General features: G+C 70.7%; 19 protein-coding genes and 2 pseudogenes. 13 read left to right on the top strand and 8 right to left on the bottom strand.

The genetic code is table 11. The annotated features are described in order from the left end of the window. The first annotated feature begins 156 nt into the window (after positions 1-156). Both ACTWP9_RS00765 and ACTWP9_RS00770 read left to right on the top strand, forming a co-directional pair. The gene (locus ACTWP9_RS00765; protein WP_443243944.1) at positions 157-717 is read left to right on the top strand and encodes a serine/arginine repetitive matrix protein 2; all 561 of its coding nucleotides are present in this window, start codon (positions 157-159) and stop codon (positions 715-717) included. Between the two features lie 537 nt (positions 718-1,254). Then, positions 1,255-1,881 (top strand): hypothetical protein, encoded by a 627-nt coding sequence (locus ACTWP9_RS00770; protein ID WP_443244402.1) that lies wholly within the window; start codon positions 1,255-1,257, stop codon positions 1,879-1,881. 10 nt (positions 1,882-1,891) lie between these two features. Here the strand turns inward: ACTWP9_RS00770 and ACTWP9_RS00775 are convergent. After that, positions 1,892-2,008: pseudogene (locus ACTWP9_RS00775) on the bottom strand (IS5/IS1182 family transposase); the annotation flags it as partial. A gap of 3 nt (positions 2,009-2,011) precedes the next feature. Further along, positions 2,012-2,101: pseudogene (locus ACTWP9_RS00780) on the bottom strand (IS5/IS1182 family transposase); the annotation flags it as partial. Between the two features lie 104 nt (positions 2,102-2,205). On the opposite strand from ACTWP9_RS00780, the gene ACTWP9_RS00785 reads away from it, so the two are divergent. Beyond that, a complete protein-coding gene (locus ACTWP9_RS00785; protein ID WP_443243945.1) occupies positions 2,206-2,403 on the top strand; it encodes a hypothetical protein in 198 nt (65 codons plus the stop codon). A 70-nt stretch (positions 2,404-2,473) separates the two neighbouring features. Here the strand turns inward: ACTWP9_RS00785 and ACTWP9_RS00790 are convergent, their stop codons facing one another. After that, the gene (locus tag ACTWP9_RS00790; protein ID WP_443243946.1) at positions 2,474-3,229 is read right to left on the bottom strand and encodes a DUF4190 domain-containing protein; all 756 of its coding nucleotides are present in this window, start codon (positions 3,227-3,229) and stop codon (positions 2,474-2,476) included. A 349-nt stretch (positions 3,230-3,578) separates the two neighbouring features. On the opposite strand from ACTWP9_RS00790, the gene ACTWP9_RS00795 reads away from it, so the two are divergent. The 3 genes from ACTWP9_RS00795 to ACTWP9_RS00805 all read left to right on the top strand — a co-directional run bounded on the left by ACTWP9_RS00795 (position 3,579) and on the right by ACTWP9_RS00805 (position 8,059). Continuing rightward, on the top strand, positions 3,579-5,690 hold the full coding sequence (locus ACTWP9_RS00795) for an N-6 DNA methylase (protein ID WP_443244367.1): 2,112 nt from the start codon (positions 3,579-3,581) through the stop codon (positions 5,688-5,690). Positions 5,691-5,867: 177 nt separating this feature from the next. Continuing rightward, positions 5,868-6,464 carry a hypothetical protein gene (locus ACTWP9_RS00800; RefSeq protein ID WP_443243947.1) on the top strand — a complete coding sequence of 199 codons (597 nt, stop codon included), beginning with the start codon at positions 5,868-5,870 and terminating at the stop codon, positions 6,462-6,464. Beyond that, on the top strand, positions 6,461-8,059 hold the full coding sequence (locus ACTWP9_RS00805) for a protein kinase domain-containing protein (protein WP_443243948.1): 1,599 nt from the start codon (positions 6,461-6,463) through the stop codon (positions 8,057-8,059). Before ACTWP9_RS00800 ends, ACTWP9_RS00805 begins: the two co-directional genes overlap by 4 nt. Positions 8,060-8,409: 350 nt before the next feature. Here the strand turns inward: ACTWP9_RS00805 and ychF are convergent, their stop codons facing one another. Then, entirely contained in the window at positions 8,410-9,498 is a 1,089-nt protein-coding gene (gene ychF / locus ACTWP9_RS00810) for a redox-regulated ATPase YchF (protein WP_443243949.1), read from the bottom strand. Between the two features lie 226 nt (positions 9,499-9,724). Here ychF and ACTWP9_RS00815 point away from each other — a divergent pair, with 226 nt between their 5' ends. Then, positions 9,725-10,546, top strand: coding sequence for a DUF6542 domain-containing protein (locus tag ACTWP9_RS00815; RefSeq protein WP_443243950.1), 822 nt, complete (start codon positions 9,725-9,727; stop codon positions 10,544-10,546). A gap of 39 nt (positions 10,547-10,585) precedes the next feature. On the opposite strand, the gene ACTWP9_RS00820 is transcribed toward ACTWP9_RS00815, so the two are convergent. Continuing rightward, positions 10,586-11,623 (bottom strand): 4-hydroxy-3-methylbut-2-enyl diphosphate reductase, encoded by a 1,038-nt coding sequence (locus ACTWP9_RS00820; RefSeq protein WP_443243951.1) that lies wholly within the window; start codon positions 11,621-11,623, stop codon positions 10,586-10,588. A gap of 149 nt (positions 11,624-11,772) precedes the next feature. Between ACTWP9_RS00820 and ACTWP9_RS00825 the strand changes: the two genes are divergently transcribed. From ACTWP9_RS00825 to ACTWP9_RS00840, 4 genes are all read left to right on the top strand, one after another. Beyond that, on the top strand, positions 11,773-13,221 hold the full coding sequence (locus ACTWP9_RS00825; RefSeq protein WP_443243952.1) for an APC family permease: 1,449 nt from the start codon (positions 11,773-11,775) through the stop codon (positions 13,219-13,221). Between the two features lie 63 nt (positions 13,222-13,284). Beyond that, positions 13,285-14,499 carry an exodeoxyribonuclease VII large subunit gene (xseA, locus tag ACTWP9_RS00830; RefSeq protein WP_443243953.1) on the top strand — a complete coding sequence of 405 codons (1,215 nt, stop codon included), beginning with the start codon at positions 13,285-13,287 and terminating at the stop codon, positions 14,497-14,499. Between the two features lie 10 nt (positions 14,500-14,509). Then, complete coding sequence (locus ACTWP9_RS00835) at positions 14,510-14,845, top strand: exodeoxyribonuclease VII small subunit (protein WP_443243954.1); 336 nt, start codon at positions 14,510-14,512, stop codon at positions 14,843-14,845. Positions 14,846-15,001: 156 nt separating this feature from the next. Beyond that, positions 15,002-15,595: a malonic semialdehyde reductase gene (locus ACTWP9_RS00840; protein WP_443243955.1), complete on the top strand. Its 594-nt coding sequence runs from the start codon at positions 15,002-15,004 to the stop codon at positions 15,593-15,595. A gap of 125 nt (positions 15,596-15,720) precedes the next feature. Here the strand turns inward: ACTWP9_RS00840 and ACTWP9_RS00845 are convergent, their stop codons facing one another. Further along, positions 15,721-16,320, bottom strand: a complete 600-nt coding sequence (locus ACTWP9_RS00845) for a DUF4245 domain-containing protein (protein WP_443243956.1) — start codon at positions 16,318-16,320, stop codon at positions 15,721-15,723. 222 nt (positions 16,321-16,542) lie between these two features. Between ACTWP9_RS00845 and glpX the strand changes: the two genes are divergently transcribed. Further along, positions 16,543-17,577 carry a class II fructose-bisphosphatase gene (glpX, locus tag ACTWP9_RS00850; RefSeq protein ID WP_443243957.1) on the top strand — a complete coding sequence of 345 codons (1,035 nt, stop codon included), beginning with the start codon at positions 16,543-16,545 and terminating at the stop codon, positions 17,575-17,577. 228 nt (positions 17,578-17,805) lie between these two features. Here the strand turns inward: glpX and ACTWP9_RS00855 are convergent, their stop codons facing one another. Together ACTWP9_RS00855 and ACTWP9_RS00860 are read right to left on the bottom strand one after the other, a co-directional pair. Continuing rightward, positions 17,806-18,171 (bottom strand): WhiB family transcriptional regulator, encoded by a 366-nt coding sequence (locus tag ACTWP9_RS00855; protein WP_443243958.1) that lies wholly within the window; start codon positions 18,169-18,171, stop codon positions 17,806-17,808. Positions 18,172-18,407: 236 nt separating this feature from the next. Beyond that, positions 18,408-19,193 carry a DUF1707 SHOCT-like domain-containing protein gene (locus ACTWP9_RS00860; protein ID WP_443243959.1) on the bottom strand — a complete coding sequence of 262 codons (786 nt, stop codon included), beginning with the start codon at positions 19,191-19,193 and terminating at the stop codon, positions 18,408-18,410. A gap of 147 nt (positions 19,194-19,340) precedes the next feature. On the opposite strand from ACTWP9_RS00860, the gene ACTWP9_RS00865 reads away from it, so the two are divergent. Beyond that, a complete protein-coding gene (locus ACTWP9_RS00865; RefSeq protein ID WP_443243960.1) occupies positions 19,341-21,041 on the top strand; it encodes a fumarate hydratase in 1,701 nt (566 codons plus the stop codon). Positions 21,042-21,122 lie beyond the last annotated feature (81 nt).

Here is a 21,122-nt window from a genome sequence, read left to right on the forward strand (position 1 = left end):
GGGCTGCGCTTCCGGCCTCGCCCGTAGCGTTACTGACCGTCGCCGGTACGATGCGGCACTGTGGCTATAGGGACCTCTGGAGGAACTCCATACGGCGGGCTGCCGCCTTTGCCGAAGATCCCGGCAAAGGATGTGAGGCCCCGGCGTGTCTGGTACGTGATCGCCGCGGTGCTGGCGCTTGTGCTGGCCGGCAGCGGTGTCACCGTCATCGTGGTGGCGGCGAAGGGGGCAGTGAACTCGGTCGACAGCGACCGAAGCTTCACCAGCGGCGGCTCTCAGAAGTTCCATTTCACCGAAGGGGAGGCCAAGGCGATCTACGTCTCCCAGTCCGGGAAGGGCCGGGTCAACTGCAGGATCCCGGGCCTGCGGTCCGGGTCGATAACCCAGCCGGACAGCACCTTTCGTATCACCGTCGGGTCCCGTACCTGGGAGCGGGTCTTTGAGGTGAGGCCCGGCAGCAGTGGCGACTACGCACTCACATGTACCTCAGAGAAGCAGGCGGATTTCGCAGTGGGCGACAAACCGCGGGTGGGTGCCACGGTGGGTGCCATTTTCGCGGCAATCGGTCTTTTCTTCGCCGCCGTGGCCGCAGGCGTGGCTATCACCGTCGTGACTGCCGTCCGTCGTGGCCGCCATCGTCGCCGACTCGCCACCGGGATGGGCTCTCCGCCGCAGTGGAGTTCGCCCCCTGGGCCACCGGCGGGCCCGCTGTTCTAGCGCTATATCCCAAGCGCTGGCCGCATACCGACCAGAGCCGTGTCCCTTTGGAGGGTAGAAGGAGCCGACACCGGCGGCAGCCCCCACCGACGCGCAAGATCGCTCGTGGATGCAGGTCTCCTTCCCCGCACTTCGCCGACCAGGTGCCGTGTTTTCCCGCTCAATCCGCCGGGTGAAGAGCCACCGAGCCCTCCGCAGGTCCCTCACCCCGGACGACCCGTCAGCCTGCCCACCTGACAACCCACGTAGAACAAGCCGAGGTTGACGGTGTGAGTGTCGGTTCCGCCGTGCGCCTCGCAGCCCGGTGGGCGATAGAGTCGTCTGTCCGAAAGGGGGCGAGTTGACCTTGGGCGACGGTTCTTCCCCGCTGATGGGCATGAGCGGCGTGGAGTGGAGCCAACATTGGGACTGCCAGGGTGAAGTCGACCGGGTTCCCTCGTTGCTGAGGCAGCTGTGGGACGGTACGGGCAGCATCTGTGCCCTGGAGAGTTGCGCGAGAGACTCGTTCCCGATCACTCGTCTCACACCTGTGTCGCCGTGCGCGACGCGACCCCTGTCTCCGTGCCGTTCTTGGTGAAGCTCGCTCAGGACAGGCGGACGCCGCAGCGCAGTGCCATCCTGAAGTTGCTGATGCGCATCGCAGGCGCGGTCGACGAGGGGCCCGTCGAAACTTGCTTCGGGATCTGGCCCGAGGCGTGGCTGACGGCGTGCGGACGCGCCCTGAGCAGGACCCGGGTGGAGGAGTGGTGCGCACTCCTCCAGGGAGGGATGCCGGACCAACGCCGAGACATGCTCCGGCTGTTGGCGATCGCCGGCCGGTTCGATGCCGGTGGGGTGGTGCTCTGGTTGTGGCAGTCGGTGCTCAACGCCTCCGACGCCGAGCACCTGGCGGAGCGGCTGATTGGTCTGGCCTACGCAACCCGCGAAGGTCCCTGGCCGTGGCCGGACTGCGACGTTGAAGACTGGGCCGTCGGGTTGAAGAGCTGGCTGGAGGAACGGCCCTACCCGTCCCCGGAGCAGACCGCCCGTGCGGTGGGCGTCGCGCTGCGGCACCTCCCCGACTGGATCGACGCCGACACCGTCGGGGCACTCTCCGGCCTCGTCCACGAACAGCTGCCGTCGAGGCGGGAAGCGGACCAGGCACAGGCCCCTGGAGGGCTCTGACACAGGTCGTTCCCAGCCCGGAGCCGTGCAGAACCGTCCGACGGGCAATGACCGGCTTGACGCCCTGGGCCCGGACCAGGCGCCGGTGCTTGTCGTGGTCGTAGCTGCGGTCGCCGAACAGACCTCGGGAGTTGCCGCCACTCGGCGTCACCGCGAGTGGGATGCCCTGCCCGTCGACGAGGATGCGGTGCTTGCTGCCCGGCCTGGCGCGGTCGACCGGATCAACCAGCGCACAACCAATTGGACGAGGGAGCGTTGCCAGCAGGGAAGGAGGGGTTCCAACCCCCGCCTGGCTGCCCGCGTACCGGGCATACCGCTGCACGTATGTCGGCACGGCAGATGGCGGTGAAGAAGAAGTACGGGCTATGGGTGACCCGCGCGGAGAAGGACGCGATGACGCGGATGCTCGATTCCTGCCCGGGGGAGCGGCTGCAGGGCGGCGGCAAATCCGACGGAGGCGCCGACCCAGTTCTCGGCGAAGTAGGTACGTGTACGCGACGTAGGTACGTGTACACGACGTAGGTACGTACACGGCTGTCGGCCCGGAACCGGGGGACGGTTTCGGGTCGACAGCCTTTTCACCGCTGGGAGGTCACAGGGGCAGTTGCCAGTTGGCCTCGTCGAGGATCACGTCCGGGGTGATCTTGATTTCGAGCTCCTTGGCGGTCGGCGGCGCGTCGAAGACCATCTCCGCGCTGTCCGACTCGCCAGGGGCAAGCCTCTTCTCCCAGTCGCGATTGAGCACGCCGTGCTTGTCGTCCGAGACCTCTTCGGCCTTCTTGCCGTCGGCCTCCGCATCGGTGGTCAGCAGGGGGTCCTTGAAGTCCTTGTCACCGGTGTTCTTGATCGTGACAGTGACCTTCCACGCCTTGTTGCCCGCGGTGTGACCGCTGACGACGGTGTTCGGGTCGACAGTGAACGGGGTCGGCTTGGAGACGGTCACCTCCAGGCCGTTGTTGTACTTCGCCGCCTCACCTGCGCCGAGGTCCGTGATGCTGTTGCTGGAGCCCGTCTGCTCATCGACGTCCTTCTTGACCTCGTTGACCACCCACAGGGTCACGACGGCGCCGATGATCGCCAGGATGAGCGACAGGATGCCCAGGACCGTGCCGGTGATCGCCACGCCCTTGTTGGTGGCCCTGCCCTTCTTGACACGGCTCAGGCCGGCGATGCCGAAGATCAGGGCGAGCAGGCCGAGGGGCCCGGCCAGCCAGAACAGGAACATCGGGATGCCGCTGAGGCATCCGATGATGCCCAGGACCAGGGCGGTGACGCCGAAGCCGTTGAGGGCCCGGACCGGTGCGCCGTGGACGGGGGGCGCCGGCTGGTACTGCATCTGATGAGACATGTGGGAGTGGCCCCTTCCGGGCGCTGAATCGAAGTTCCGCTGATGTGAAGGGGCAATCACAGCAGAGGTCGTGAACCGAGTCAACACGGTTCACAGTCCATGCAGGATTCACGCTGTGAAGTGACGCCGCGAAGTGCGATGGGTATGCTGCTGACACAGATCACGCATCGGGACAGGAGCCAGCCACGTGCCCGACAACGCAGCAACGGACAACGCGACGGACGACGGTGCCGCCGGTATCGGCGTGGCCGACGACGGCGCGGCAAGTGGCACCCCCTCCGTCGGCCACCCGGCGGACCGCCCGTCCGGTTCCCCCGCCGACCGGTCCGCCGAGGTCACCGCCGCCGGTATCGCACGGCTGGCCGGGGTCGGCCGTGCCGCCGTCAGCAACTGGCGCCGTCGGCACGCCGACTTCCCCAAGCCCATCGGCGGCACCGAGACCAGCCCCTCCTTCTCCCTCAGCGACATCGAGCGCTGGCTGCGCGAACAGGGCAAGCTCGCGGAGGTGCCGCTGAGCGAGCGGGTCTGGCAGCAGATCGTCGGCCATCCCTCCGGCGCCGTGGGTGCACTGCGGCAGGCCGGCGCCGTTCTGCTCCTGGTCCGCGACCGCCCCACGGCCTGGCGCCAGCTGCGCGGCGCTTCCGACGACACTCACCTCACCGGCGTCCTGCCCGGGATACTGGACTCCGTCCTGACCGCCCGGCTCGGCGACGGCCACCCCGTGCGGGACCTGACCCGCGAGGCGCTCGCCCCGTCCGCAGCGCTGGTGCGCGCCACCGCCGAGCTCTCCACCCTGATGGGCGCCCCCGAGGCGTACGCCTTCCTGCTGGGCCGCCACCTGGACGCCAACCCCCGCCAGTACACCCTCACCCCGCCGGGCCCGGCAGCGCTGATGGCTGAACTCGCTGCGGCGGACGCCCCGTTGGGCTCCGTACTCGACCCCGCCTGCGGCGCCGGCGCCCTGCTGACCGCCGCACAGGAACGGTCCGCCGCGTCAGCCGACGCCACCGGCCCGGACGCGGCCCCCCTCGCCCTCTACGCCCAGGAGGCCGACCCCGACCTCGCCGCGCTCACCGCGCTCCGCCTCGCACTGAGCCTCCCCGACGCCCGCGTTCGCGTACGGAGCGCCGACACCCTGCGCGCTGACGCCTTCCCGGAGTTGGCAGCCGACGCCGTCCTCGTCCACCCGCCGTTCAACGAACGCAACTGGGGCCACGACGAGCTGGCCTACGACCCCCGCTGGGAGTACGGCTTCCCGGCCCGCACCGAATCCGAACTGGCCTGGGTCCAGCACGCGCTGGCCCGGCTGCGCGCAGGCGGCACCGCCGTGCTGCTGATGCCGCCGGCCGCCGCCTCCCGCCGCTCCGGCCGCCGGATCCGCGCCGATCTGCTGCGCCGCGGCGTCCTGCGCGCCGTCATCGCGCTGCCCGCCGGCGCCGCCCCGCCCAACGCCGTCCCCCTCCACCTATGGGTGCTGCGCAAGCCCAACGGCAGCACACTGCCCGCGCCCCAGCTCCTCGTCGTGGACACCGCAGCGCCGACCGCCGTCGGCTCTTCCGGCTCCCCGGGTCGCGACAAACTCGACTGGCAGGCTGTGCACACCACCGCCGTCGAGGCATGGCGCGCCTTCGACAGAGAGGGGGACGTCGAGGAAATGCCCGGTGTGCGGCGCTCGTTGGCCGCCATCGACCTCCTCGACGACGATGTCGACCTCGCCCCCGCCCGCCATCTCCCCCCGCCCGCCGCGGCCGGCGGCTCCGCCGTACTGTCCCGGGTGCGCGACCGCCTGACCGACACCCTCGCCCTTACGACCCGGCTCGCCCCTCGCCCGACCTCCCAGGACACCGTCACCGCCGCCCCGGCCCGCTGGCCGCTGACCACCGTCGGCGAACTCGCCCGCTCCGGCGCCCTGGTGCTGCGCGCCGGTGGCCCTGGCACCGCGCTCCCTGGCGTCCCGTTCCCCGTCCTGACCGACTACGACGTCATCGCCGCCAGCAGCCCCACCGGCACCCTCCCGGAGACCGCACCCGCCACCCCCGCCGAGGAAGCGGTCCTCGTCCAGGAAGGCGATGTGGTCGTCCCCGTCCTCGGCGGCGGCGCCATCGCCCGCGTCATCGACGACACCACCGCCGGGGTCGCCCTGGGCCGTAACCTCACGCTGCTGCGCCCCGACCCCGCCGCGCTCGACCCGTGGTTCCTGGCCGGCTTCCTCCGCGGCACCGCCAACAACCGCCAGGCCAGCAGCTACGCCTCCACCGTCACCCGCCTGGACGTCCGCCGCCTCCAGCTCCCCCGCTTCCCTCTGGCCGAACAGCGCCGCTACGGCACCCGCTTCCGCGACCTGGCAGCCTTCGAGGAGGCCCTGCGCCTCGCCACCAGCCTCGGCGAACAGCTGGTGCAGGGGCTGTACGACGGGCTCACGGAAGGCTCGGTGGCCCCGGACAAGGGCCCGGCCGAGTAACCGAAGCGATAACACCGCCGCCGCCTCCGGGGTTGCAGGGCAAGGCAGTTCGCCCGACCTGTTCCGCACAACCCCGGCCGTGACGGCTCCGTCGTCTCGTATACGCTGCCGTCCCCTATGCGTCTATGCGTCACCGCGCCGCATCCGCGGCCCTGAGCCGATCCACCAGGAGCAGTAATGCACGCCCCAGCCCCGGCACCCCCGCAGTACCGCCCATCGGCGGCGGGCGTAGTCCTGCTGCGCGTGCTCTTCGTGGCCGTGACGGTGTGCAGCCTGGGCCTGCTGGCCTGGGCCGCGATGCTGCGGGCCGCGCTGGTGCAGCGGCGCCCGCTGGGCTGGTGGCTGTTCGGCGCCGATCTGGCCGTGCTGGTCACCGTCTGCGTACTGGTGCTGTCCTACCCCGAGACGGACTGGCGCACGAATCTCGCGGTGGGTGCGCTGCTGCTGCAGATGATGGCCGCCGTCGCTTACTACCTCGTCATCGACACCACCGCGGTACGGCCGGCCGCCGCCGGGCAGCCGCACGGGCCCGCCCATCCCGCCTACGGCCCGCCGACCGCCTACCCGGCCGGGCCGCCTCCCACCGCGCCGCCCTCGCCCGCGTACGGCACACCGCAGCACGCGAACTCCACCCGCCCGTACGTGAACTCGTATGCCGAGGCCCCTGCCCAGCACGACCCCCACCAGGCTCGCCCCCACCCCCAGCGCATCCACCAGGTCCGGGCCGAACTCGAAGAACTCAGCGACTACCTCCACCGGGAGGAAGGGCGGTGAACGGCCGCGTCATCGCCGGACGCTACGAACTCTCCGCCCTGCTCGGCCAGGGCGGCATGGGCGAGGTCTGGATCGGCTACGACCGCAACCTGGGCCGCCGGGTAGGCGTCAAGTTGCTGCGCCCGGACCGGGTGGCGGGAATCCCCGACGGCGAGCTGACGCGCCGCCGCTTCGTCCGCGAATGCCGGGTCACCGCCCGGGTCGACCACCCGGGACTGGTCACCGTCCACGACGCCGGGAGCGACGGTGAGGAACTCTTCCTGGTGTTGCAGTACGTCGAGGGCGCCGACCTGGCCGATCACCTGGCCGAACACGGTCCGTACCCGTGGCCGTGGGCGGTCAGCGCCGCCGCCCAGCTCTGCGCCGTGCTGGCCGCCGTACACGCCGTGCCGATCGTCCACCGCGACCTCAAGCCCCGCAATGTCATGGTCCGCCCCGACGGCACCCTGGTGGTCCTCGATCTCGGTATCGCCTCCGCCCTCGATACGGATACCACCCGCCTGACCCACACCGGGTCCCCCATCGGCAGCCCCGCCTATATGGCGCCCGAACAGGCCATGGGCGGCGCCGTGGGCCCCCACACCGACCTCTACGCTCTTGGGGTCGTGCTCCACGAACTCCTCGGCGGCCAGGTCCCGTTCGCCGCCTCCACGGCCCTCGGCGTCCTGCACCGCCATCTGTACGACGACCCGGTCCCGGTACGCCACCTGCGCCCCGACGTCCCCGAACCCCTCGAAGCGCTCATCCTCCGCCTCCTGCGCAAAGACCCCGCGGCCCGCCCCACCAACGCCCAGGAGGTCTACGAGGCGCTGGCCCCCCTCCTCCCCGCCTCCGACTCCGGCCCTCACTCCCCCAACCAGCCGCCCACCCCTCTGGCCCCCATGGACCCCACTCGCCCCTTCCGCCACCCTCACGCCCCCTGGCCGGTACGCGTCTCAGCCCTGTCCGCGCCGCCACCCACCTCGGTGCCCGCCCCACCGACGCCTGCACCGCACTCCGCGCCCGCGTCCCCGTCCCCACCTCCTTCCTCCTCCGTCACGAACGTCGCTGAGGCGGTCGACGAGGTCAAGAACCTCCTGGACCGGGGCTGTATCACCCAAGCCGTCGACATCCTCGGCGACATCCTCCCGGCCGCCGCCGCCCGCCACGGCCATCACTCCCCGGTGGTCCGCACCCTCCGCAAGCAGTACGCCGCCACCCTCATGGACGACGGCCGATATCGACAGGCCCTCCCCGAACTCCGCCAATTGGCCGAGGAGTTCGCCAACGAAGAGGGCCCAGCAGCCACCCGTCAGGCCCACCAGTTCCACTACGAGGCCGCCCAATGCCTGGAGCAGCTGGGCGAGCTGACCCAGGCCCTGGAGGAGTACCGCGCCCTCCTCCCGTACTTCGAGCGCTATCCCGACGACCCCGCCCGCCCCCTGGAAATCCGCCGCTCCATAGGCAACTTGCTCCTCGCCCAGGGCGACCGTCCCGCCGCCCAGGACTGCCTCTCCCGTCTCCTGTACGACGCGGAGCGACTGCACGGCCCGCACCACGCCTTCCCGGCGGAGGTGCGGCGGATGTTGCATTGGCTGGGGCAGGTTCAGGTATGAGGCTGATCCTTCGGAGTGGACACCCTGACAGAACTCGGCCTCGTCCTCCCGAAGCTGGACGGCGAGAGTTGCCCCGATATCGCGCGCTGGATCCTGCGTGATGTCTGCGAGCACTTCGGAATCGAGTCTCCTGCGGCTGCCGTGGACGCCGACACCCGAGGCGCACCCGGTGCCCGCGTCCACCCTTTGCGGATTCAACTATCCCGCTACATAGCGCTGACCTGCACAAACGCAAGCCCCACGCCCCCGAACCACCCGGTTAGATAATCCGGCGGAACTCCACCACATCCGCCCGCGAGAGGCCCTCTGACCTGTATCAAAGCAGGTAAAAGGGCCTCTGCTCGAACAACTCACACATTGAACCGGAACTCCACCACGTCCCCGTCGCGCATGACGTAGTCCTTGCCTTCCATGCGGGCCTTGCCGGCGGCGCGGGCTTCGGCCACGGAGCCGGTTTCCAGGAGGTCCTCGTAGGAGATGACCTCGGCCTTGATGAAGCCCTTCTGGAAGTCGGTGTGGATGACACCGGCGGCCTCGGGGGCGGTGGCGCCCTTTTTGATGGTCCAGGCGCGGGCTTCCTTGGGGCCTGCCGTGAGGTAGGTCTGGAGGCCGAGGGTGCGGAAGCCGACGTGGGCGAGGGTGGCGAGGCCGGGCTCTTCCTGGCCGACGGTATGGAGGAGTTCGAGGGCCTCGTCCTCGTCGAGCTCGGCGAGGTCGGCCTCCAGCTTGGCGTTGAGGAAGACCGCCTCCCCGGGGGCCACCAGCGCGCGCTGTTCGTCCTTGAAGGAGTCGTCGGTCAGCTCGTCCTCGTCGACGTTGAAGACGTAGATGAACGGCTTGGTGGTGAGCAGATGCAGCTCATGCAGCGGCTCGGCGCGCTCGGTGCCCTGTGCGATGCCCGCGGAGAAGAGGGTGCGGCCCTCCTCCAGGATGTCCTTCGCCTCCTGGACGGCCTTGACCTGCGGCTGCTTGTCCTTCTTGACCCGCGCTTCCTTCTCCAGCCGGGGCAGCACCTTCTCGATCGTCTGGAGGTCGGCCAGTATCAGCTCGGTGTTGATCGTCTCGATGTCGTCCCTGGGCGAGATCTTTCCGTCGACGTGTACGACGTTGTCGTCCTTGAACGCGCGGATGACCTGGCAGATGGCGTCGGACTCACGGATGTTCGCCAGGAACTTGTTGCCCAGGCCCTCGCCCTCGCTCGCGCCCCGCACGATGCCGGCGATGTCGACGAAGTCGACGGTGGCGGGGAGCACGCGCTGCGACTGGAAGAGCTCGGCGAGCTTGCCGAGCCGGGGATCGGGGACGCCCACGACACCGACGTTCGGCTCGATGGTGGCGAACGGGTAGTTGGCCGCCAGCACCTCGTTCTTGGTCAGGGCGTTGAAAAGGGTCGACTTGCCGACGTTCGGCAGGCCGACGATTCCGATCGTGAGCGACACGTTGCGACTACTTCCCGTTGCCCCTGGCGGGGGTTCTCCGTAGTGGGGTCTCTTGGCGGACAGCCGGCCCGGAGGCCGACCACCCAGTCTACGGCGCCCTCGGAAGCGCTCCTGGGGGCTGCCCGGCGGACAAAGGGGCGGGCAGGACTGTGCCGGATCGGTGGCGTTGGGGGATTCCGCGTGTTCATGACGGCGAGTGCGGCCCCGTACCACCTACCGTGGCCCGGTGGAGCAACGCAGCGCGCGCACGACCCAGCACGACCCGCACGAGCGGTACGGGACCCCTCCCCCGGGCGAGGGCACCGACGGTGACGGGGCCGCCGCCCGGCGCGGCCCGCGGCTCCCGCATCCGGCCGCGCCCGCACCCCCGACCGCACCCCCGGCCCGCAAAGCACAAGGCCAGGCACGAGGACAGGCACAAGGTCCGGCACAAGGCCAGGCGCAGGGTCCCGCACCAGGCCAGGCACAGGCCACGGCCAAGGCGCGGCCCTCCGCCGCCCCGGACGCCGCCCACCGCGGAAAAGCGGCCGAGCAGCCTCCGGGCCGACAGCGGGCGACCCGGCGCGGGACGGCCCGGAAGCCGCAGGGCGGGCAGGGAGCGGCTGCGGCGCGTACAGCCGACGGCCGCCGCCGGGGGGCGCGCGGCGGGCTGCCGACGCCCCGGCTGACGGGCCTGGGCGTCGGGGTGTTCGCCTCGCTGCTGATGGTGCTGCTCGGCGGCCTGGTGTCGCTGATGCCCGGCGGGGCGCCCGCGTTCTACGGCATCGGGTTCGTACTGGTCGCCATGGGCACCGCGGTGTGGGTGCGGCCCGCGGACCTGTTGGCCGCACCGATCGCTGCCCCGCTCGCCTACACCGCCGGGCTGTTCTTCGCCGGGGGCTCCGGTGACGGCTTCACCGGGGTACTCCAGAACGTCTTCACGGGCCTGGCGCTGCACGCTGTGTGGCTGTACGCGGGCACGCTGGCCGCCGTGGTGATCGTGCTCGTCCGGAAAGCGGCGCTCGGCCTGGAGCAGCGCCGCGCCCGACGACGCGCCGAGAGGGCCTGAGGCCCCCGGCCCTGGGGTCGGGGACAGCCCCGACGGGCGTCAGGCCCGCAGCCGCTCCGCCGCCTCGGCGCGCAGGTCGCGGCGCAGCTCCTTGGGGAGCGAGAACTGCATGTGCTCGTCGACCGGCTTGACGATCTCCACCTCGTCCCAGCCGCGCTGCGCCAGCCACTCCAGGACGCCGTCGACCAGGACCTCGGGGACGGAGGCTCCGGAGGACAGGCCGATCGTCTCGACGCCCTCCAGCCACGCCTCGTCGATCTCGTCCGCGTTGTCGACCAGATGGCCGTCCCTGGCGCCGTGTGTCAGGGCCGTCTCGACCAGGCGAACGGAGTTGGAGGAGTTCTTGGAGCCGACCACCAGCACCAGGTCGGCCTCGGCGGCGACCTGCTTGATGGCGGTCTGGCGGTTCTGCGTGGCGTAGCAGATGTCGTCGCTGGGCGGCGAGAGAAGGTTCGGGTAGCGGCCCTTGAGCGCGTCGACCGTCTCCATGGTCTCGTCCACCGAGAGGGTGGTCTGGGAGAGCCACACCACCTTTTCGGGGTCGCGGACCTCGACGTTCTCCACGTCCTTGGGGCCGTCGACCAGCGTGATGTGGTCGGGCGCCTCGCCGCTGGTGCCGATGACCTCTTCGTGGCCGTCGTGGCCGATCAGGAGGATGTCGTAGTCCTCCTGGGCGTACCGCACGGCCTCCTTGTGCACCTTGGTGACCAGGGGGCAGGTGGCGTCGATGGTGGCCAGCTTGCCGCGCTCGGCCTCCTTGTGGACGGTGGGTGCCACGCCGTGCGCGGAGAAGATGACGATCTCGCCCTCGGGCACCTCGTCCGTCTCCTCGACGAAGATGGCGCCCTTCTTCTCCAGGGTCTGGACCACGTACTTGTTGTGCACGATCTCGTGCCGTACGTAGATCGGAGCGCCGTACTGCTCCAGTGCCTTCTCCACGGCGATCACCGCACGGTCCACGCCCGCGCAGTAGCCCCGGGGGGCGGCGAGCAGGACGCGGCGGCGGCCCGGAGCGGGGGATTGCGGTGCGGTGGCTTCCGGTGCGTCGGCGGGCCTGCGGTCGGGCGAACCAGTCATGGCTCCATCGTAAGGGCCGTACTCGGATCGCTCCGGGGCCCACCGGGAGGCACCCCTCTGGGCGCCCGGAGTGCGGAGGCACTCGGGATGCACGGCCACGGGCGCGTGCCCCGCTGCCGGCGGTTACCTTCTGCGGCAAGCTGGCTTCCATGCCTGCAGCTCGCTCGCACACAGCCGAAATCCTGGGGGACAGGCCGGGCGGAGCCCTGCGGCGCAGTCTCACGCTGCGCGATCTGGTCGTCTACGGGCTGCTGTTCATCGCGCCCATGGCGCCGGTGGGTATCTACGGGGCGCTGGACGCGCGCAGCCATGGCGTGGTCCCACTGGTCTACGTGGTGGCGACAGTGGCCATGTCGTTCACGGCCTACTCCTACGCCCGGATGATCCATACGGTGCCGCAGGCGGGCTCCGTGTACGCGTACGCGCGCGTGGGCCTCGGGCACGGCGCCGGCTTCGTGGCCGGCTGGATGATGATGCTGGACTATCTGCTCATCCCGGCTGTCGCCTACCTCTTCTCCGGGATCGCCATGGCGCAGCTGGTGCCCGAGGTGGACCAGTGGGTCTGGACGGCGCTCGCGGTGGTGGTGACGACAGCGCTCAATCTCTCGGGCGTACGCCGTGCGGCAGTGGTCGGTTTTCTGGTGCTGGCCATGGAGATCCTGGTGCTGCTGGTGTTCGTCGTCGCCGCGCTCGTCGTACTGGCGCAGGACGGGCCCCAGCGCGACTGGCTCTCGCCGCTCACCGGGGACCGGGCCTTCTCGCTGACGGCGCTGCTGAGCGCGGTCTCCGTGGCAGTGCTGTCCTTCCTCGGTTTCGACGCCATCGCGAACTTCGCCGAGGAGGCGGTGGGCGGCAGGGGGAACAGCGCCACACTGGTCTCCCGTGCGCTGGTGTGGTGCCTGCTGGTCACGGGCGTGCTTTTCGTCGTCCAGACGTATCTGGCCGCGCTGCTGTCGGAGGACTCCTCACGTCAGCTGGCCGAGGACCCGGCCGCACAGGGCGCCGCCTTCTACACGGCGACCGAGGCGGCGATCGGCGGCTGGCTGGAGACGACGGTGGCGGTGAGCAAGGCGATCGGTGCTGCGTTCGCGGCGCTGGCCGGACAGGCGGCGGCCTCCCGGCTGCTGTACGCCATGGCCCGCGACCGGCGGCTGCCGCGTGCGCTGGGCAGTGTCGGCTCGCGTACCGGGGTGCCGGGGCGGGCGCTGCTGCTGAGCGCGGTGCTGACGCTGTGCGCCGCGGTGTGGGCAGCGCGGGCCGCCGACGGTCTGGACCGGCTGGTCTCCGTCGTGGACATCGGCGCACTGTTCGGCTTCGGCATGCTGCACCTGTCGGTCATGGGCTACTACGGGCTGGGACGGCGGGAGGGCAGCCGCCCGGCGGGAGAGGGCGAGGAAGCCGCGGGCGGGGCCGGACGGCACCGGATGAGCGTGCTGTGGGACTGGGCGGTGCCGCTGGTGGGCCTCGGGATCACTGTCGCGGTGATCGTCACCGCGAACCGCGAAGCCCACTGGGTGGGGCTGGTGTGGCTGGCGGTCGCGCTGGTGGTGCTGACAGTGCTGCGCCGCCGGGACAGGCGCGAGGCAGCAGCAGGCTGAGGGACTTCCCGGAAGGTGGCCGGGCGGGCCGGGGCTGTCAGTGGCAGGGCCTAGCATTCTCGCATGGCTCTCACCACGTCCGCCGACTCCCCGATCCCCGTCAGCGAGGTCTCCCGGCTGATCCGTGGCTGGATCGACCGGCTGGGCGCCGTCTGGGTCGAGGGGCAGATCATCCAGCTCTCGCCCCGGCCGGGTGCCGGAATGGTCTTCCTGACGCTTCGCGACCCCTCCCGCGAGGTCTCCCTCAGCGTCACCTGCTTCCGTCAGGTGTACGAGCAGGTCAAGGACGTCATCGGCGAGGGCACGCGGGTGGTCGTCCACGCGAAGCCGGAGTGGTACGAGAAGACGGGGCGGCTCTCGCTGCGTGCCGCCGAGATCCGCCCGGTGGGCGTCGGCGAGCTGCTGGCGCGGCTGGAGCGGCTGCGCAAGGCGCTGGCGGCCGAAGGGCTGTTCGCAGCGGAGCGCAAGAGGCCGCTGCCGTTCCTGCCGCAGCGGATAGGGCTGATCACCGGCCGGGCCTCGGACGCCGAGCGGGACGTGCTGCACACCGCGCGGGAGCGCTGGCCCGCCGTGCGCTTCGAGGTGCGCAACACGGCGGTGCAGGGGGCGTACGCCGTCTCGCAGATCATCGAGGCGCTCCAGGAGCTGGACGCCCGCGAGGACGTGGACGTGATCATCGTGACGCGGGGCGGCGGCGGCATGGAGGACCTGCTGCCGTTCTCGGACGAGCGCCTGGTGCGTGCCGTCGCCGCGGCACATACGCCGGTGGTCTCCGCGATCGGGCACGAGGCGGACTCGCCGCTGCTGGACCTGGTGGCCGACGTCCGCTCGCGTACGCCCACCCACGCCGCCAAGGACACCGTTCCGGACGTCGGCGAGGAGCACCAGCGGGTGCGGGCGCTGCGGGAGCGCGCCTGGCGAGTGATCAACGGGCTGCTGGAGCGCGAGGAGCGCGGCCTGGCGGAGGTGATGAGCCGGCCGGCGATGGCCGACCCGCACGTCATGGTGGAGGACCGCGAGGACGAGATCGCGGGGCTGCTCGACCGCTCCCGCCGCTGCCTCGACCACCGGCTGGCCCGCGCGGAGGACGCGCTGACACACACCCACGCCCGGGTCGTCGCGCTGTCACCGGCGGCGACATTGCAGCGGGGCTACGCCGTGCTCCAGCGGGCGGACGGCGCCGTCGTCCGGGACGCCGCCCAGGTCGCGGAGGGCGACCGGCTGCGGGCCCGGGTGGCCGGGGGAGAGTTCGGCGTCGCTGTCGGACCGCACGCATAGGCTGGCGGGTATGACGACGGAAACGGAAGGCCGGACAGCCCGAGGCGGCCCGGCAGCTGCCGCGACGGATGCCTCGGCGGACGGCGCGGCGGGCGCCTCCCAGGCGGAGCTGGCGACGGCGGACGCGCTCAGCTACGAGCAGGCGCGCGCTGAGCTGGTCGAGGTCGTGCAGCGTCTGGAGTCCGGTGGCTCGACGCTGGAGGAATCGCTGGCGCTGTGGGAGCGCGGCGAGGAGCTCGCGGGCATCTGCCGCGCCTGGCTGGAGGGCGCACGGGCCCGGCTGGACGCGGTGCTGGAGGCGGAGGAGGAAGAAGAGGCGGAGGAAGCCGCGGAGGAGGACGAGTAGCAGGGGCGAGCAGCGCGTGTCCGGCCCGGCCGGCGGTCCTGGGCCGGTGGTGGGGCGGTAGGGCGGCGGGACGACCCCTTCGTTAAACGTTGAACTAGTGCTGGTTACACTTGCCTGCGCCCCTGCATGTCGTACACAAAGGCAAGGCACCACCCCATGGCTCTAGCCCTCGACCCCGCGGCCCAGGACCTCCTCTTCCGCGAGGCCCACACCGCCAACACCTTCACGGACGAGCCGGTCGCCGAGGAGCAGCTCCAGGCGATATACGACCTGGTGAAGTACGGGCCCACGGCGTTCAACCAGTCGCCGCTGCGCCTCACCCTGCTGCGCTCCCCCGAGGCCCGCGAGCGGCTGCTGACGCACATGGCGGAGGGCAATGTGCCCAAGACCCGTACGGCCCCGCTGACGGCGGTCCTCTCCTACGATCTGGACTTCCACGAGCGGCTGCCGGAGCTCTTCCCGCGTGCCCCGCACATCAAGGATGCGGTCTTCTCCGAGGAGAGCTCACGCGAGACCGCGGGCGCCCTCAACGCCACGCTGCAGGCCGGGTACTTCCTCCTCGGCGTACGCGCCGCGGGACTGGCCGCGGGCCCGATGACCGGCTTCGACGCGCAGGGCATCAACAAGGAGTTCTTCGCCGACGGCCGCCGGCGCGTACTGCTGGTCGTCAACATCGGCAAGCCGGGCCCCGACGCGTTCGCCCCACGCTCGCCCCGTCTTCCCTACGGCGATGTGGTGACCGTCCTCTGAGGCGCTGACCGCCGCCCCCAGACCGCCCCCCGCGCGAATCCCCCCTCGCGCGGGGGGCTTCCCTTTGCGCGGGCCCCGCTGCTCGTTTCCGCGGGCCCGCGGGCCCGCGGTTCGGCCTGCTCCGGCTACTCGGCGGCCTTCGTGGAACCGCTCCTGCCCGGCGTCTCCGAGGTGGCCGGCTTCTCCGACTTGGCCTGGAGTGCTCCGGCCAGTTCGCCCAGCTGCCGGAAGGTCGCCGTGCCCGTGACCACGGTCACGGACTTGCCGTCGTCGGCGACGCGTACCAGTGCGTCGTACTTCGAACCCTGGTAGCGGGTCCACTCCTCGCCCGCGACGCGCTGCTTCTTCGCCGTCTTCTCGGCGCCCTGCGTGACGTCGTCGACGAAGCGGTTCGGCCGCCGCTGGTCGCTCTGCTCGACGGCGGCGTACTCGTTGTCCGGCGTCATGAAGCCCAGATGCCAGGCGGCGCCCTTCGGGCCGTCGGCGGTGTAGCGGACGGAGGTGGCACGCCACTCATTGGACAGCCCCTGCGGCGCGGCCACCGGGTACGGCGCCGCACGGCGCGCCGAGGCCAGCTCCACGCCGTAACCGACGGGCTTGACCGGGTCCTTCGTGTCGTCGTGCGGGACGAACAGGTAGATGACCCAGGCGGCGAGAAGGATCAATGCCAGCGAGATCACCATGTCGCGCACGGCCTGTGCTCCGCGCTTCTTGTTTGCTGCCACGCCCCCATCGTCCCTTATGCCGGTCGGCGGCTTGTGCGAGGGGCGGGGGCTCCATCGGCGATGCCTGTGCGCCGCCCGCCGTTCACTCCCGGTCTGCTCATCCGTGGGCGCCCCTGCTCACTCTGTGGCAGACGGGTAAAATCTTGCCCACCCTCGCCGAATCGGCACAGCTCACGTCGCCGCAGTGGCCGTAAGAGCCGCCGTACAGAAAGGTGTGTTCCGATGACCGAACACAACCACCTGCCCTCCCAGCTCGAAGTCAGCCCGGAGGCCCCGGACCGCAACCTGGCGCTGGAGCTGGTACGGGTCACCGAGGCGGGCGCGATGGCCTCGGGCCGCTGGGTCGGCAAGGGCGACAAGAACGGCGCGGACGGCGCGGCCGTCAAGGCGATGCGCACCCTCGTCTCCACGGTCTCCATGAACGGCGTGGTGGTGATCGGCGAGGGCGAGAAGGACGAGGCCCCGATGCTCTACAACGGGGAACGTGTCGGGGACGGTACGGGCGCCGAGTGCGATGTCGCCGTCGACCCGGTCGACGGTACGACGCTCACCGCCAAGGGCATGGGCAACGCGGTCTCCGTGCTGGCGGTGGCCGAGCGGGGCTCGATGTTCGACCCGAGCGCGGTCTTCTACATGGACAAGCTGGTGACGGGCCCCGAGGCGGCGGAGTTCGTGGACATCACGGCACCGCCCGCGGTGAACATCCGGCGGATCGCCAAGGCCAAGGGCTGCGGCGTCGAGGACGTCACCGTCGTCGTGCTCGACCGGCCGCGCCACGAGGGGCTGGTGAAGGAGATCCGGGAGGCCGGCGCGCGGATCAAGTTCATCTCGGACGGCGATGTCGCGGGTGCCGTGATGACGGTGCGCGAGGAGACCGGCGTCGACCTGCTGCTGGGCGTGGGCGGCACCCCGGAGGGCATCATCGCGGCCTGCGCGATCAAGTGTCTCGGCGGGACGATACAGGGCAAGTTGTGGCCCAAGGACGACGAGGAGCGGCAGCGCGCCCTCGACGCGGGCCACGACCTGGACCAGGTGCTGTTCACCGATGACCTGGTCAGCGGTGAGAACGTGTTCTTCGTCGCGACCGGCATCACCGACGGCGATCTGCTGCGGGGCGTCCACTACCGGGGCGAGCGTGCCTTCACGCAGTCGCTGGTGATGCGGTCGAAGTCGGGCACCATCCGCCAGATCGAGTCCGTCCACCGGCTCTCGAAGCTGCGCGCCTACAGCGCCATCGACTTCGACCGCGCCCGCTGAGGGCTGCGCCCGGCCTGCGCCGCTCCCATTGGTGGCCCCCATGAGTCGGTTGCTCCGCATGGGGGCTGCGCTTGCCCACCCTGCGCCCCTGGCGCAGACTGCCCAAGCTTCCGAGGAAGACGCGCGCCCTCAGGGGCGCGGGGAACTGCGCGAGCAACCGCAACGCAGCCGCAGCCTGCAAACGACAAGCAGGGGCACCCCCTACGCAGCACAGGGGGCGCCAGGCGGCTATGCGATGCGGGACACCTCCGTAGTCGGCTGACCCGCGGATGCAGTCTTACGGCGGCGCGTGAGCACCACGCGCCGCTCCGCGGCGGTGAGCCCGCCCCAGACGCCGTACGGCTCGGGCATCACCAGGGCGTGCTCGCGGCACTCGACCAGCACGGGGCAGCGGGCGCACACCCGCTTGGCGGCCTGCTCACGGGAGAGCCTGGCGGCCGTGGGCTCCTTGGAGGGGGCGAAGAAGAGGCCCGCCTCGTCACGGCGGCAAACGGCTTCCGCATGCCAGGGGCCCGCTTGATCATCTCGCTCAGGCGTTCGCTGTACGGGGATGGTGGCGGCGGCCTGTGGGGACTGATGCGGCGTTTGCAGCACGGTCTGCTCCTGACGCGACGACGGAGGTTTGTTTCCCCTTCACCCGTCTTGCAGCGCACGGCAGTTCACGGCTCCCCCACGGGCCCCCTGGAGGGCCGACTCGCAAACTCATGCCGTACGAAAGACGATGCCCGAGCCCTACCCGCTGTACGCGCCGGTATGCATTACGTGTCGTCCGATACGCGCCCAGGCGTGCGCTCCCGAGCGTTCACCGAATGCCGCGTGCGCCCGCCCTCTCACAGCTCCTTGCGGAACCGGTCGCGCAGGTTCTGGACGAGCCGGCCACGCTTCGGTTTGGCGTCCACACCACCGAAAACAGCGGCTCCCTCGACCAGGACGGTCGGTGCGTTCGGATCGGGGGAGTCGGTGACCTGGACGTCGAAACCGCCGAAGATCCCGGCGCCCTTCTGCTGCAGGGTGACGTTCTCCGGGACGCGGATCTCGATTCCTCCGAAGATCGCAGTGGCGTTGATCTGCACGTGCGGGTGCTCGAAAAGCGCCTCGGTCAGATCGATCTCGATGCCGCCGAAACAGGCGAACGCGTTGATCTTCCGCGGGACCCGCCAGCGCCCCTTGCGGCCGGTACCGCTGAAGATGGCGACCAGGTTCTCCTTGGGGCCGTAACCGGGCTGGGCCGGGCCCGAGGTGTGCGAGGCGGCGAAGTTCGCGAACGCGGTGCCGTAGGAACGCTGGCCGCCCGCACCCGGCTGCTCGCTGCCGTGCTCCGCGCCGGAGACGCCCGAGCGGCCCGCCGGGAGGTCGCGGACGAGGGGCTCCAACTCGCCCATCGTCTTGGCGGCGTAGACGGCTTCGATCCGCTCACCGTGCTCCTCCGCGTCCAGCCTGCCTTCGGCGAGGGCTTCGCGGAGGATGTCGGCGACCCGGTCCCGGTCCGCGTCCGAGGCACGGACACCGGCGTCCGCCGCGGGAGCAGGAGCAGGCGCCGATGCGGTCGCGGGCTCCGGAGACCGCTCGGCCGACGACTGCTTCTGGAGCGAAGTGCGCGCAGAGTCTTCAGTCACAAGAGCAGAGTACCCAAACGCGATAGATCGCGACTACCCCCGCAGCGGCCTCTTGCGGGCTGGTTCTACGCTGTGAGACGCGCTCCCATCGTCGAGAGCCGGGCTCCCATCGTCGAGAGCCGCAAGTGTGAGAGGAAGAGTCCCCGTATGTCTGCCAGCTCCCAACCGGCCAGCCCGGAGTTCTCCTACACGGATCTGCTCCCCACCGGTGAGGACCCCACGCCGTACCGCCTGATCACCAGCGAGGGCGTGAGCACCTTCGAGGTGGACGGGCGCACCTTCCTCAGGGTGGAGCCGGAGGCGCTGCGCAAACTGGCGGCCGAGGCCATCCACGACATCCAGCACTACCTGCGCCCCGAGCACCTGGCGCAGCTGCGCCGCATCCTGGACGACCCCGAGGCCAGCGCCAACGACCGCTTCGTCGCGCTGGACCTGCTCAAGAACGCCAACATCGCGGCGGCGGGCGTGCTGCCCATGTGCCAGGACACCGGTACGGCGATCGTGATGGGCAAGCGCGGCCAGCAGGTACTGACCGCGGGCGGCGACCAGGAGGCGCTCTCGCGCGGTATCCACGACGCCTACACCCAGCTCAACCTGCGCTATTCGCAGATGGCTCCGCTCACCATGTGGGAGGAGAAGAACACCGGCACCAACCTGCCCGCGCAGATCGAGCTGTACGCGACCGACGGCGACGCCTACAAGTTCCTGTTCATGGCCAAGGGCGGCGGCAGCGCCAACAAGTCCTTCCTGTATCAGGAGACCAAGGCGGTGCTGAACGAAGCCTCCATGATGAAGTTCCTGGAACAGAAGATCCGTTCGCTGGGTACGGCCGCCTGCCCGCCGTACCACCTGGCGATCGTCGTCGGCGGCACCAGCGCCGAGTACGCGCTCAAGACGGCCAAGTACGCCTCCGCGCACTACCTGGACGAGCTGCCGGAGTCCGGCTCGGCCTCCGGGCACGGCTTCCGGGACAAGGAGCTGGAGGAGAAGGTCTTCGAGCTGACGCAGCAGATCGGTATCGGCGCGCAGTTCGGCGGCAAGTACTTCTGCCACGACGTGCGCGTGGTGCGGCTGCCCCGGCACGGTGCCTCCTGCCCCGTCGCCATCGCGGTGTCCTGCTCGGCGGACCGCCAGGCCAAGGCGAAGATCACCGCCGAGGGTGTCTTCCTGGAGCAGCTGGAGACCGACCCGGCGCGCTTCCTGCCGGAGACGACGGAGTCCGAGCTGACCCAGGGCGCGGGCCCGGACCTTGACGCGGTGAAGATCGACCTGTCCCGCCCCATGGACGAGATCCTGGCCGAGCTGACCAAGCACCCGGTCAAGACCCGGCTGTCGCTGACCGGCACGCTGGTCGTGGCCCGCGACATCGCCCACGCGAAGATCAAGGAGCGGCTGGACGCGGGCGAGGAGATGCCGCAGTACCTCAAGGACCACCCCGTCTACTACGCGGGCCCGGCCAAGACCCCCGAGGGCTACGCCTCCGGCTCGTTCGGCCCCACCACGGCCGGGCGCATGGACGCCTACGTAGAGCAGTTCCAGGCGGCCGGCGGCTCGAAGGTGATGCTCGCCAAGGGCAACCGCAGCAAGCAGGTCACCGACGCGTGCGCCGCGCACGGCGGCTTCTACCTCGGCTCCATCGGCGGCCCGGCGGCCCGGCTCGCCCAGGACTGCATCAAGAAGGTGGAGGTCCTGGAGTACGAGGAGCTGGGCATGGAGGCGGTCTGGAAGATCGAGGTGGAGGACTTCCCCGCGTTCATCGTCGTCGACGACAAGGGCAACGACTTCTTCGCCGACCCCGCACCCGAGCAGCCGTTCGTCACCTCGATCCCGGTCCGCGCGGGGAGCTGACGCCGCCAGGACCACGGCAAGGGGCGCGCCCGCCCACTCCCCGTCGCGCGCGGCGGGGAGTACGATCCCCTCCGGCCGGGC

It is taken from the genome of Streptomyces sp. 3N207 (assembly GCF_052246355.1).
In the GTDB taxonomy this organism is placed as follows: domain Bacteria; phylum Actinomycetota; class Actinomycetes; order Streptomycetales; family Streptomycetaceae; genus Streptomyces.

Excerpts from the sequence above, each read along its gene's own strand:
- ACTWP9_RS00785 (WP_443243945.1), top strand. The coding sequence starts at position 2,206 with ATGTCGGCACGGCAGATGGCGGTGAAGAAGAAGTACGGGCTATGGGTG.
- ACTWP9_RS00790 (WP_443243946.1), bottom strand. The coding sequence starts at position 3,229 with ATGTCTCATCAGATGCAGTACCAGCCGGCGCCCCCCGTCCACGGCGCA.
- ACTWP9_RS00800 (WP_443243947.1), top strand. The coding sequence starts at position 5,868 with ATGCACGCCCCAGCCCCGGCACCCCCGCAGTACCGCCCATCGGCGGCG.
- ACTWP9_RS00820 (WP_443243951.1), bottom strand. The coding sequence starts at position 11,623 with ATGACTGGTTCGCCCGACCGCAGGCCCGCCGACGCACCGGAAGCCACC.
- ACTWP9_RS00825 (WP_443243952.1), top strand. The coding sequence starts at position 11,773 with ATGCCTGCAGCTCGCTCGCACACAGCCGAAATCCTGGGGGACAGGCCG.
- xseA (WP_443243953.1), top strand. The coding sequence starts at position 13,285 with ATGGCTCTCACCACGTCCGCCGACTCCCCGATCCCCGTCAGCGAGGTC.
- ACTWP9_RS00835 (WP_443243954.1), top strand. The coding sequence starts at position 14,510 with ATGACGACGGAAACGGAAGGCCGGACAGCCCGAGGCGGCCCGGCAGCT.
- ACTWP9_RS00840 (WP_443243955.1), top strand. The coding sequence starts at position 15,002 with ATGGCTCTAGCCCTCGACCCCGCGGCCCAGGACCTCCTCTTCCGCGAG.
- glpX (WP_443243957.1), top strand. The coding sequence starts at position 16,543 with ATGACCGAACACAACCACCTGCCCTCCCAGCTCGAAGTCAGCCCGGAG.
- ACTWP9_RS00865 (WP_443243960.1), top strand. The coding sequence starts at position 19,341 with ATGTCTGCCAGCTCCCAACCGGCCAGCCCGGAGTTCTCCTACACGGAT.